We start from the raw sequence: 12,964 nt of genomic DNA on the forward strand, positions 1-12,964 counted from the left end.
GGATAAAATGAAAAAATTTCTTATTTCTTTAGATAAAGATCATCAACGCCGAGAACTGTTTTTTTCTCAGCCTGATACACAAGATTTTACGGTGTTTAGTGCCATTAATACGATGCAAGAAACGCCAGAAAATCTCACCGCACTTTATGATCAAGAAAAATTTTTACAACGCTATGGAAGAAACGTAACCAAAGGGGAAATTGGTTGTACATTAAGCCACTTGGCGGTATATGCTTTAATTGCCAAGGATACAAGCATTCAAGAAGATGAATATTGTTTAATTTGTGAAGATGATGCGTTGTTTAATCAAGATTTTCAATGTCATTTAACGGCATTGCTTAAAGAAAATATTCAGGCAGATATTATACTTATTGGACAATCAAAAATTGATCATTTCAATCATTCAGAATTAGAAATTAATTATCCAACCACCTTTTCCTTTTTACGTCATCGTATTTCTGGTACTGGGTTTTCTTATTCATATCCTTACCGTAATTATTTTGCCGGTACGGTCGCTTATTTAATTAAAAAATCTGCAGTAAAACCTTTCTTAGCAGAAGAAAAACCCTATTGGTTAGCCGATGATTATATTTTATTTGAAAATAAATTTTTTTTAGATACACAAGTTATTCGCCCTTTATTAGCCATTGAAAATCCAACATTAATGAGTAATTTAGAAGCGGTGCGTGGCAGTGCCAAACATTATTTTTGGCAAAAATTAATGAAATATCCATTGAAAAAATTACTTGCCATTAAGCGTAATCTAATAGGTGGAAAATAATGTCTGCGCTAGCTAATTTATTTTATCTTTATGATCCTTGGCTATTTCATTTTTTCCGAATGGCATTTTTTGTTGGCAGCATTACGCTTTTTTACTTGGCTTATCAGGTGTTAAAAAAGCAACGTTCACAAGGCATTTTTATTCCTTTAGATAGTTTAATCGCAATTATTACGTTAATTGCGTTAAGTGCAATTCCAATGTGGCTACACCAAACGAAAGATTATTCTGTTTTATTACAATACAGCAAAACCCTTATTTTGTTTATTTTTGCTATTGGAATTTATAATGTTTTTTATTTTAATAAGCAGGGGAAAGGCTTGCTTATTCGGGATTTAAAAATTGGTATTATTATTCAATGGATTGTTGGCATTACAGCATTAATAGGAATTGGGTTTATGGTAGAGTTGGCGATTTCAAGCCATATCCTACTGCCACGTTTTTATGGTTCAGAACAAGAATATCGTTTATATAATCTGACTTCATCGGCGTTCTTCCAATTAAGTGCTTTTTATCTATTTTTGTTACATTTCTTACTGGCTTACAACAAAGTGCAGAATAAATTAAGTGCGGTGTATTTATTTTTAATTTTATGTATTGGGCTTATTTCAGGAAGAACATTTTTATTGCTTTCAATGGTAAGCATTGCCATTTATTTTAAATGGAAATATCTTCCTGCTGTACTCTTATTTGGATTGCTCTGTTTAGGGTTGGCATTCTATTGCCCTGAAAATCCTTATGTCGCTCACGCATTAGAACCGTTAATTAATTTACTAAATCATCAAGGGCTGACTAGTTCATCAACAGATACATTAATGAAGCGCCATTTATTTATTCCCGAATTAAACCAATTTCTATGGGGTGATGGACAATATATTATGCCAAATGGAAAATATTATGGTCTGACAGACAGTGGTTTTTTACGCCAATTACTTTATGGTGGAATAGGGTATTTAGCCATTTGTTTTTTATTTACCGCCTATTTTGTGCGTAAAGTTGCATTAAATTGGTTTAATGGGAGCTGGCTATTTAGTTTATCTACATTATTGATATTTTCCGTATTAAATATTAAAGCGGATACTTATGCTTTCCCGGGAATAATGTTAGTGCTACTAATGTTCTTATCTTTATTTGGACAGCAAGGGAAAAATCTCTTCTTATTTAGAAAAGAAGGAAAACAAAATGTTTAGTATTATCGTGCCATCTTATAATCGGCAAGAGGAAATTCCAGCCTTATTAGAACATTTAATTCAGCAAACCGTGCATAATTTTGAGGTCATTATTGTTGATGATTGTTCTAAAGAAAAGGTGATTATCAAGAAAGATTATCCTTTTAAGGTAACCGTTATTCGTAATGAGCAAAATCAAGGGGCAGCAGAAAGCCGTAATATTGGGGCAAAAAATGCAACGCAAGATTGGCTATTATTTTTAGATGATGATGACCGTTTTGAAAAGCATAAATGTGAAATCTTAGGAAAAAAAATTGCAGAAAATCCAGTGATGAATTTTATTTATCATCCTGCAAAATGCGTAATGGTTAATGAAAAGTTTAGCTATGTTACGCATCCTTTGACACAGCAAAAAGATCTCAGTTTAGAAAATATGTTATTAGCCAATAAAATCGGTGGAATGCCGATGATAGGGATTAAAAAATCTTTCTTTTTCGCTTTAGATGGGCTTTCAACCCAATTAAAATCGTTGGAAGATTATGAATTTGTATTAAAAGTGATTTCATCACCCGAATTAAAACCGTGCTATGTCGATCACGCTTTAACTGAATGTACATTTCATACTCAACGTGCGAGCGTTTCAACGAATTTAATCAATACGGAACAAGCGATTGCATTTATTCAGAAAAATTATGTGAAAACGCCTATTCAGCAACAACGCTTTGCAATAAATTCACTTTATATGCTTGCTTATCCTTATATTATGAATTTATCACGCAAGGCGAGTATTTATTATTGGAAAATGTTTAAATTAAGCAAGAATATCAAACCATTGATTATTGCAATCATTATTTTTATTTCACCGAAATTAGCCATTCATTTGAAAAGGTTTATCTAATGAAATTTTCAGTTTTAATGTCCTTATATATAAAGGAAAACCCACAATACTTGCGTGAATGCTTAGAAAGTTTGCGCGCACAAACCTTGCCCGCAGACGAAATTGTTTTAGTGTTTGATGGCGCAGTCACGCCTGAGCTAGAAAGTGCGGTGCAAAAATTTGTGAATTTTTTACCGTTAAAATTAGTTAAATTACCTGTAAATCAAGGGTTAGGTAAAGCATTAAATGAGGGGTTACGGCATTGTACCAATGAATGGGTGTTGCGTATGGATACGGATGATATTTGTGATCCCCAGCGTTTTGAAAAACAAATCAATTTTATTAAGCAACATCCTGAAACCATTATTTTTGGAGGGCAAATTGCTGAATTTGGTACGGATATTCAAGACATTGTAAGCTATCGTAATGTCCCCACTGAGGCGAAAGAGATTGTTGATTTCACGAAAATGCGTAGCCCCTTTAACCATATGACCGTGGCCTACCAAAAAGCAGCGGTATTGGCTGCGGGAGGCTACCAAGATATTCAGGAAGATTATTATTTATGGATTAATTTGGTGGCGAAATATCCGCAAAATGTCGCTAACTTGCCTGATATTTTAGTTTATGCGCGTGTAGGGAATGGAATGGTGTCTCGTCGCCGAGGCTTAGCTCAAGCGAAATGTGAATGGAATTTATTTAAATTAAAACGGAAAGTTCAATTACAATCGCTTATTTCGGGATTTGTCGTTTTTTTATTACGGGTTTTACCACGTTTATTGCCTGTTTCATTATTGAAATTGGTATATAAATTTTTACGTAAATAATGTTTTATTTTTTAAGGAAAGCCAATGTTTAGCAAAAAGTTAATAGTGACTTCATTATTTTCAGCCGTTTTATTATCAGCCTGCTCAAGTAATGATTCCATTAAACCCGTGGGGGAAAATGCGCAATATAATAAGCCTCGTACATTAAATAATTTTGATGATTATGTACAGTTTTTAAAAGCCAAAGCCGCAGGGCAAGGAATTTCAAGTGCGGTGCTAAATGCACAACAAAATATTCAATATATTCCTAAAGCAGTGGCATTGGATAAACAACAAGCGGGGAAAGTAAAAAAACGTGATCCTAGTGCGCCAAAAGTGGTTAATCCTAATGGTGTAACCCGCTACCTTAATCGAGTGCTAACGGCAAATAAAGTGAACATTGCGGAAGAACGTTATTGGCAACAGTTACCACAATTAGAAAGTGCGAGTAAAAAATTTGGCGTACAAAAAGAATATTTAATGGCACTGTGGGGAATGGAAAGTAGTTTCGGTTATTATCAAGGCTATTATGATGTGCTTTCCGTATTAGCAACCCTTGCTTTTGATGGACGCCGTGAGCCATTATTCAGTAAAGAATTTATTGCGGCAATGAAAATGTTAGAACGTGATCATATTCAACGCCATAAAATGAAAGGCTCGTGGGCAGGCGCAATGGGACAAACACAATTTATGCCAAGTTCTTACCTTAGCTATGCCGCAGATGGCAATGGTGATGGTGAAAAAGACATCTGGAAAAACCATTATGATGTCTTTGCTTCTATCGCCCGTTATTTACATACGGTGGGTTGGGACGACAAATTACCTTGGGGCGTAGAAGTACGCTTAAATCACTATATTAGCCCAAATTTAACAGGCATTGAAACGCACAAAGCGCGTTCATTACAAGATTGGCAAGCTCAAGGCGTTGAACTCAAATCCTTCAATTTAGAAAGTACGCAAAATCTCACCGCACTTTCTCATACAACCTTATGGCTGGTGCAACCAGATGGTGAAAATGGACGTACTTTCTTAGTTTCAAACAATTTCCGCACCTTGCTTGACTGGAATCGTTCTAATTATTTTGCGGTAAGTATAGGAATGTTTGCCGATCGTATTCGGGCGAAAGTGGGGGGATAAGGTCAGTATTTTCCCTTCTTTTTCTAAGAAGGGAAAATTTTATCCTTTCATTGCCTTAATATGCGATTTTAAAGTCTGCTCAATTTCATAAATCCAATCTAATTCAAATTGGGTGAAACCTGCTTGAATACGGGCATCTGTGTTGATTGCACCTTTAAAAATCACAATACGATATTTACGCAATAAATCGCTGAAACATTGCATTGCATCCAGTCCTCGTTTGGCAGAAAGGGCGTGATACCAATGGTTACCAATAGCAACGTGACCAATTTCATCACGCAAAATAACATCGAGAATTTTCACCGCATCAAAATCTTTGCGTTGTGCGATTTTTTCTTGCATCACTGGTGTGGCGTCTAAGCCTCTTGCTTCCAAAACACGCGGTACTAATGCCATTCGTTCCCAAATATCGTGTGCGGTAGCCTGTGCCATTTCCCATAATCCCGCGTGTGCTTCAAAATCGCCATATTCATAACCTAAGGTTTTTAAATGATTGTTTACTAAAGTAAAATGCGTGCTTTCTTCATAAGCAACGCGTAACCAATCACGAGTAAAAGCCAACCCTTCGCCTAATTCTTTTTCCGCTTCACGGGCAAAACGCCACGCTGCATCTAAGCCTAAGTTAATCGCATTAAATTCAATATGAGCAATAGCGTGTAATGTCGCTGCATAGCCTTCTTGTGTGGCAAAAGAACGTTTTGGCACAGCGTGTGGTGCAACCAATTTGGGTTTATCCGGAAACGTAGCCATTTCTTGATCTTTTTTTACCACGGGGAAATCCGCCAATTCCGCTTGTTCAATGCGAGGTAACAGTTCGCTATATAAGGCGTTTACTTGTTCACATTTTTTCGCAGGATCTTTTTCTTGCAAGGCTTGTGTAACCTGTTCCCAAAGTTGTGTGATTAAAAGTGCGGTCATTTTTTTCCTTATTTTTCACTAAATCGAATTAAACCTTCTTGTTGAGTGGTGGCAATTAAACGCCCTTGGCGATCGAAAATTTGCCCACGAGATAAGCCTCTTGCGCCGAAGGCGTTAGGGCTTTCAATGGCATAAAGTAGCCAATCATTAAGATCACCGGCACGATGAAACCAAATAGAATGATCAATGGTTGCCAATTTCATTCCTGCTTCTAAAAAGCCTTTTTGATGTGGGTGAAGGGCAGTGAGCAATGGATGAAAATCAGAGAAATACGCCAATAAGCATTGCTGAATAGCGCGATCTTGTGGGACTTCACCGTTCGCTTTCACCCAAACATATTGTTCGGGTGGCAACACCTTGCCTTGAAAAGGATTATTGATGTATTTGCTACGAATATCAAAAGGCCGGTCGGCAGTAAATTTCTCACGAATTGGCTCAGGAATATATTGTACCAGTTTTTGCAACGCCACATTTTCAGCAAGAAAGCTATCTGGCTCACCCACATTTGGCATTGTCGTTTGATGATCAAAGCCATTTTCCTCCATTTGGAATGAGGCAGTAATATGGCAAATCGCTTGATTATGCTGAACGGCCTTCACTTGCATTGCCGTGAAATGATGTCCTTCGCGCAGCACTTCCACATCGTAAATGATTGGGTAGAGGCTATCCCCGGGCGCGAGGAAATAAGCGTGGCAAGAATGTAATAGACGATCTTTTGGTGCAACTTGAATTGCCGCAGAAAGTGCTTGTGCTACCACCTGCCCACCAAATACTTGACGTAAACCTAAATCTTGGCTTTGTCCACGAAAGAGAAAATCATCAAATCGCTCCAATTTGAGCAAGTCAATAAGTTGGTTGAGTACCACAGACATTTTATTCACCTTTTTATAAAAAATAGTGCGGTGTATTTTACGGGAATTTTTTCTTAACGCTAAGAGTCTTTTTCCTTATTTTCTGGCATTATTTAATGTTTTTTAACTGTTACTGTGGTATATTTCGCCAAATTTATTTTACGCGTTTAGGTAAAACCAAATTATTATTTAATTCGCTTAGGAAGAGTGTTTATGAAAAAGTCGGTATTCCCTTTGAAAAAGGTTCAAGTTTTATTTTTATCGTTAGTGGCAGGAAGTACGTGGGCTGATTCCTCTCAGTTACAAGGTGTTATTCGCAAAGCCTTTGAAAAAGATCCTAAAGTATTAGCAGCACAAGCCAATCAAAAAATTGCTAATTCTAAAGTAAAGCAGGCACAAGCAGGGCATCAACCAAGATTATCTGTGTTTGCTCAGCAAAATATGCATCAAAACCATCGTTATACGGAAAATAAGTCATCTAAATTTATGCCAGGGGCGCAGCTTTCATTGAATCTTTATTCTTTTGGGGCGGTTGAAAAGCGTGTAAAACAGACGGAAAAAGCAGAGCAGACTTATCGTTATAAAATTGATGAAACTCAAGAAACGTTAGGTTATACCATTACTGAATTATACCTAATGGCATTACGTGCCTCAGAAACATTGAATGTGCTAAGACAAAGTTTAGTGCGTATTGATAATATATTAAATGATATTGATGTAATCGCCGATTATGATGAAGGGCGCCGTTCGGAATTTGTACAAGCTCAAGCAAGAAAATATGCTATTGAGCAGCAAATTAATAGCACCGAAAGAGAATTAAAAACAATGGCGGATAAATTGAAACGCTATTCAGGTCGTTCTATTGATATTAAAAAAATTTCCGATCCTTTTAATGGATTAAACACGGAAAAACTTGTTGCAAAGTATTCCTCAGATAAAAATATTCATCCAACTATTCAAGTTTCCAATTCTGAAATTGAAGATGCTAATGCAGAATTAGAAGCAAGAAAAGCAGAGCGTTTGCCAAAATTAGACCTTATTGGTCAGGCAACGCGTGATGATCAAGTCGTTTATCTGAATATGTCTTGGGATGTGTATAACCCAGAAAGTGCTTACCAAGTGCAAGAGCGAGCAGAGCGTTTGTTGCTAGCGGAAAGTAATTTAGAACAAGCAAACCTTGATATTGAAGAGCGTAAATCGTTAGCTTTATTGAATTTATCAGAATATCAAACTCATATTAAGACGTTGAATAATCAGATTAAAACACAAGAGGAAGTCATAGAGTTCTATAAGTTGCAGTTTTTAATTGCTAAAAGAACTTTGCTCGAATTGTTGAATGCAGAAAATGAATTGCTTTCCGCACAGTTAAGCAAAGTGAATTCTGAATACCAATTACGTCATTCTGTATTAGATTATCTTTCTTCTCAAGGTACATTGAGAAAATGGGTTAATGGAAAATAATTAAATGAAACATATTATTGAACATCTAGCGCTGGCAACTCAATTATTAGGTTCGCCACTATCCGTGGCAACATTAAGTGCGCATACCATTCGCAAAAGCGGTAATAGTGCGGATTTTTCAGCACTTTGTGAATATTTAAGAAGCGAAGGCTTTGATAATAGTATTTCAGAAAGACCGCTAAATGAAATTCCGTCATTAGCAATGCCGGTCGTCATTTTATTGAAAAATGAAGAGGCCGCAGTATTAGTTGAAATCAAGGAAAATAAGGATGGAAAACGATACTATCGTTTAGCTCAAGAAAGTGGATTATTTGTAGATTTAGCAGAAAAAGATCTGAATGCGAAATATTTAGGTTACTGCTGGTTTATCAAACCAAAATTGGCTCAGGATACACGTTCTGAGCTGCCAGAGTATGAGCTACCAAAATCTTGGTTTTTCCGCATTATCTGGCGGTTTAAAAAATATTACTATCAAGTGATTGCTGCTACCTTTATGATAAATATTTTGGCGTTGATCAGTTCACTTTATGTAATGAATGTTTATGATCGCGTTATCCCAAATCAAGCTTATGAAACTCTTTGGGTGCTAAGTATTGGTGTATTTTTAGCGATTTCTTTTGAGTTTTTAGCAAAAACCTTACGAGGGCATTTAACAGATATTGCGGGGAAAAAAGCCGATCTTATTATTAGCTCGATGCTATTTAGGCGAGTAATGTCGCTAAAAATGCAAGATCGTCCAGCTTCTTCGGGATCTTATGCAAATAACTTGCGTGACTTTGAGTCTGTTCGTGAGTTTTTAACCAGTGCCAGTTTGCTGACCTTGGTTGATTTACCTTTCTTATTATTATTTATTACTGTTATTTTCTTGATTGGTGGGAAGTTGGCAATTGTTCCAAGTATTTTAATTCCACTTGTTATTCTGATAGGGGTGCTTGCTCAGTTCCCATTGTCAAAAGCGATCAATGAGTCAATGCGTGAATCTTCACAGCGTCAAGGTTTGGCAGTAGAAGCAATTGAAGGGATTGAAACGCTGAAAAATAACAATGCAATGTTATGGGCGCAGAAGCGTTGGGATTTCTTTACTGCGAAAAGCTCTTATTCTTCAATAAAAGTAAAAGATATTAGTAACTTCGTAGTCAATCTTGTTACTGCATTACAGCAATTAAATACAGTATTTTTGGTATTGTATGGTACTTATCTCATTCATGCAGAAGAGGTGTCTTCACGTATTACAATGGGGGCATTAATTGCAGCGGTTATTTTATCGGGACGTGCTTTAGCACCATTGGGGCAAATTGCAGGTTTAGCTATTCGCTTTCAACAGGCTTGGGTTGCCTTGAAGGGGGTTGATGCAATTATCCAACGTCCTATTGAAAAATCTTCAGATCGTGATTACGTTAGCTTAAAACAAGTTAAGGGAGAATTAAATTTCACTAATGTGGCGTTCCAATATAGTGATGAAGATGCCCCTGTACTGAAAAACTTTAACTTACGGGTTCAACCAGGTGAAAAAGTGGCGATTTTAGGAAGAATTGGTAGTGGAAAATCCACCGCACTTAAATTAGCGGTAAACCAATATCGTCCAACTGAAGGAAGTATTACCTTGGATAATATTAACTTACAACAGCTTGATCCTTATTATCTGCGTAATCAAGTATTATTACTAGAACAAAACCCGCGTCTATTTTTGGGGACATTACGTGATAATTTAGATATTGCTCGTACAGATAGTTATCCTTCAGATCAAACTTTATTATTGGCATTACAGCGTTTAGGTTTGATGAATTTTATTCGTAGTCATCCTCGTGGTTTAGATATGCCGCTAGGCGAAAATGGACAGGGCTTATCTGGTGGACAACGTCAAGCTATTGCTTTGGTGCGAATGATGTTAAAAGATCCAAAAGTTGTCTTATTAGATGAACCAACACACAGCTTTGATCAACAATATGAATTACAAGCCTTGAATGCTATCGCACAATGGGCAGCTAATCGTACTTTAGTGGTGGTTACGCACCGTTTGTCTGCATTACGTTTGGTAAACAGAGTTGTCGTTGTTGAAGGCGGTAAAATTGTGATGGATGGGCCTAGAGATGCGGTCTTAAAAAAACTGAGTGAGCAAAATAATCCACAAGCTCAAAATTCTCAAGCAGCAACGAAAAATGGAGAGTAGAGAGAGTAAATGAAAAATAACAAAGAAAGTATTGTAAATAGCAAAGATTTACATTTATTGACTGATTTACACGCAGCAATGCAGGAAGAAAAGCATCAGAAAACCTTTGCTATTTTATGGTTACTAGGCGCTTTCCTACTTGTTTTTCTTATTTGGGCGTATTTTAGTAAATTAGAAGAAGTAACAAGAGGGCAGGGAAGTATTATTCCTAGTAGCCGCGAGCAAATTATCCAAAGTTTAGATCCCGGAATTTTGAGTGAAATGCTTGTAAAGGAAGGGCAACAAGTGGAAAAAGGACAAGTTTTACTAAAACTTGACGATACGAGAAGTTCCGCCGTATTACGTGAAATTCAAGCTAAAGTGGATAATCTTGAGGCAATTTCTATTCGCTTAAAAGCAGAAATTGAAGGGAAAAATCCTACATTTCCTGAAAAGCTTCCTTCCGATATTGTCAAACGTGAGGAGGGCGTTTATAAAGCGAAAAGAGAAGCGCTTTTTGCCGCAATTAAAAGTTTAAAAGAAAGCAAGAGACTTCTTGATTCTGAAATTAACATTACAGAGCCAATGGTAAAGAAAGGGGCGGTATCTCAAGTGGAATTATTGAGAATGAAACGTTCATCATCAGAGCTTAAATTGCAAATTTCAGAACGCGAGCATAAGTATATTAATGATGCTAATGCAGAGCTTGCGAGAGTACAAGGTGAATTGGATCAAGCAAAAGAAAACCTTGCAATGCGAGCGGATCCTGTTGAGCGTGCGCTTATTCGAGCTCCATTAAAAGGCGTCATCAAAAATATCAAAGTGAATACGATCGGGGGAGTTATTTCAGCAGGTCAAGATATTATGGAAATTGTGCCTATCGAAGAAAAATTGCTGGTGGAGGCTTATATTAATCCAAAAGATGTTGCTTATGTACATCCCGGAATGAAAGCGGTAGTGCGGTTAACAGCCTATGATTATGCTATTTATGGTGGGCTAGATGGCGTGGTTACTTTACTTAGTCCCGGTACGTTACAAGATAAACGTGCAGGTGATGAGTTAAAGCTTAATCCTAATGCTTCATTTTATCGCGTTTTGATTGAAACAGATGGTAGCCATCTTACAGATAAAACTGGAAATACATTACCAGTTCTTCCCGGAATGGTTGCCACTGTTGATATTAAAACCGGTGAAAAAACAGTGTTTGAATATTTGACAAAGCCGATAACAAGAATGAAGCAAGCATTACAAGAGCGGTGATAAAAGTTATACATTTTTTGAGTGTTTTATCTACTTTTTGGTAGCGTATCATTCTCTTTCGTGAGAAAATGGTAAACTGTTGTATCTTTTCCATCCAATTATCAATGGAATGGTTATCTTTTCATCTAGAGGAAATTTTATGAAGCTAAAACAAGTTTTTGTTTTGGGGATGGTTTCTGGCATCGTTGCCTGTTCAGGTCAAACGAATACAGCATCTTCATTAGAGCATTGGAATAATGTAGAAAATATTCCATTTGCAGTTCCGTCATTAAAAGAAAATCAAGCGGTTGTAGTATTTTATCGTGAGAATGATTCTTCTAATTCAGCAGCGAATATTTTTATTGATGGAGATTATCAAAGTTCTTTATCTCACAATACTTATTCCGCATCAACGATATGTGCAAATAAACATTCTTTTACATCTTCATTAAGTAACTCAAATGGATATTGGAATCGAGATAAAGGAGAAACTTATATCCTGCCATCTCATTCTGTAACCTATCTCAAAATCGGTATATCTAAAAACCAACTTCCAATTCTTCGAGAAGTTCCCGCAGAAGTTGCTAAAGAGGAACTAAAAAATCTTTCATTGTCTACAAATACGATTTCTCGCGTTGTTTCAGTAGCAAATTGTAATGAATTTATTGTAGATAATATGCAAATTAAAGCGAGTGCATTATTCCCTATTAATAAATCAGGGTATAAAGATATTCAACCTAAAGGTAAAAATGATATTAAGGATTTTGCTCAAAAAACCAAATCCTTTGATTCTAATCAAATTACAAAAATTGTCGTAGAAGGTCATACTGATCCAGATGGTTCAGATAGCTATAACCTCAAGTTATCTCAAAAACGAGCAAATACTGTTCGCCAGCTCTTATTAAAAGAGGGCATAGTTCTACCTATTGAAGCTATTGGATATGGAGAAAAAGAGCTAAAAGTTGCCAATTGTCGTGCTACAACTTCTTCAACATCAGAAAGAATTCGTTGCAACCAACCGAATCGTCGTGTTGAGATTTCAGTTCTAGGCAAGAGTAAAGATTAATTAGGAGAGATTTATATGTCGATTACAGTGAAAGTATTAAATGCCAAAAAAGTTCTTAATAGTTATAAGTTAGAGCAAGGTAGTAAAATCATTCTTCAAGGAAAAGATAAAGTAAATTATCAGCTTATTGATGATGCCACAGGTTTTGCACCACAGAATATTATCGCTAAGCGTGTTGGTAGTAAATTAGAGATTCTATTAGATGATGGTGATACATCTTCTGATATTGTGATTGAAAACTATTATGGCGCTAAAGATCCTGAACAGGTAACTAACTTAATTGTGGGTAAAGCGGAAAATGGTCTAATTTACGCTTATGTGCCTGAGTCAGGTGAGAAAAATGATGCGGTCAGCCTTCTTGTAGATAATGAGGCCGCGCCACAAGCACTTGGTGGAGAAGAGATCAGCCCTTATTGGGCGTTTAACCCTTGGTGGTTGTTAGCGCTTGTGCCTTTAGCTGGTATTGCTATTGCTGCGGGAAATCACGATGGTAGTGGAAGTTCTTCTTCAACAGAC

Annotated in this window: 11 protein-coding genes and 1 pseudogene; 10 read left to right on the forward strand and 2 right to left on the reverse strand. The window is 36.5% G+C overall.

The annotated features are described in order from the left end of the window. Window positions 1–7: 7 nt before the first annotated feature. Genes L5B90_RS11540 through L5B90_RS11560 form a run of 5 tightly spaced genes read left to right on the forward strand, consistent with a single transcriptional unit; the run spans window position 8 to window position 4,764 of the window. Window positions 8–781, forward strand: coding sequence for a glycosyltransferase family 25 protein (locus L5B90_RS11540; protein ID WP_250363196.1), 774 nt, complete (start codon window positions 8–10; stop codon window positions 779–781). After that, the gene (locus L5B90_RS11545; protein WP_250363195.1) at window positions 781–1,968 is read left to right on the forward strand and encodes a hypothetical protein; all 1,188 of its coding nucleotides are present in this window, start codon (window positions 781–783) and stop codon (window positions 1,966–1,968) included. The genes L5B90_RS11540 and L5B90_RS11545 overlap by 1 nt, the downstream gene beginning before the upstream one ends. Then, window positions 1,961–2,845, forward strand: coding sequence for a glycosyltransferase family 2 protein (locus L5B90_RS11550; protein WP_250363194.1), 885 nt, complete (start codon window positions 1,961–1,963; stop codon window positions 2,843–2,845). The genes L5B90_RS11545 and L5B90_RS11550 overlap by 8 nt, the downstream gene beginning before the upstream one ends. Beyond that, the gene (locus L5B90_RS11555) at window positions 2,845–3,648 is read left to right on the forward strand and encodes a glycosyltransferase family 2 protein (RefSeq protein ID WP_250363193.1); all 804 of its coding nucleotides are present in this window, start codon (window positions 2,845–2,847) and stop codon (window positions 3,646–3,648) included. The genes L5B90_RS11550 and L5B90_RS11555 overlap by 1 nt, the downstream gene beginning before the upstream one ends. A gap of 24 nt (window positions 3,649–3,672) precedes the next feature. Continuing rightward, window positions 3,673–4,764, forward strand: a complete 1,092-nt coding sequence (locus L5B90_RS11560; RefSeq protein WP_250363192.1) for a lytic murein transglycosylase — start codon at window positions 3,673–3,675, stop codon at window positions 4,762–4,764. A gap of 39 nt (window positions 4,765–4,803) precedes the next feature. Here the strand turns inward: L5B90_RS11560 and L5B90_RS11565 are convergent, their stop codons facing one another. Both L5B90_RS11565 and tesB read right to left on the reverse strand, forming a co-directional pair. Next, window positions 4,804–5,682 (reverse strand): ferritin-like domain-containing protein, encoded by an 879-nt coding sequence (locus tag L5B90_RS11565; protein ID WP_250363191.1) that lies wholly within the window; start codon window positions 5,680–5,682, stop codon window positions 4,804–4,806. 8 nt (window positions 5,683–5,690) lie between these two features. Further along, a complete protein-coding gene (gene tesB / locus L5B90_RS11570; protein ID WP_250363190.1) occupies window positions 5,691–6,554 on the reverse strand; it encodes an acyl-CoA thioesterase II in 864 nt (287 codons plus the stop codon). Between the two features lie 192 nt (window positions 6,555–6,746). Here tesB and L5B90_RS11575 point away from each other — a divergent pair, with 192 nt between their 5' ends. The 5 genes and pseudogenes from L5B90_RS11575 to L5B90_RS11595 form a co-directional block, all read left to right on the forward strand. Beyond that, entirely contained in the window at window positions 6,747–7,994 is a 1,248-nt protein-coding gene (locus L5B90_RS11575; protein ID WP_265763025.1) for a TolC family protein, read from the forward strand. Window positions 7,995–7,998: 4 nt separating this feature from the next. Further along, complete coding sequence (locus L5B90_RS11580) at window positions 7,999–10,164, forward strand: type I secretion system permease/ATPase (RefSeq protein ID WP_265763026.1); 2,166 nt, start codon at window positions 7,999–8,001, stop codon at window positions 10,162–10,164. 9 nt (window positions 10,165–10,173) lie between these two features. Continuing rightward, the gene (locus L5B90_RS11585; protein WP_250363187.1) at window positions 10,174–11,403 is read left to right on the forward strand and encodes an HlyD family type I secretion periplasmic adaptor subunit; all 1,230 of its coding nucleotides are present in this window, start codon (window positions 10,174–10,176) and stop codon (window positions 11,401–11,403) included. 139 nt (window positions 11,404–11,542) lie between these two features. Further along, window positions 11,543–12,448, forward strand: a complete 906-nt coding sequence (locus L5B90_RS11590) for an OmpA family protein (RefSeq protein ID WP_265763028.1) — start codon at window positions 11,543–11,545, stop codon at window positions 12,446–12,448. Between the two features lie 15 nt (window positions 12,449–12,463). Next, window positions 12,464–12,964: pseudogene (locus L5B90_RS11595) on the forward strand (cell wall anchor protein); the annotation flags it as partial.

Source organism: Avibacterium sp. 20-129 (genome assembly GCF_026226845.1).
In the GTDB taxonomy this organism is placed as follows: domain Bacteria; phylum Pseudomonadota; class Gammaproteobacteria; order Enterobacterales; family Pasteurellaceae; genus Avibacterium.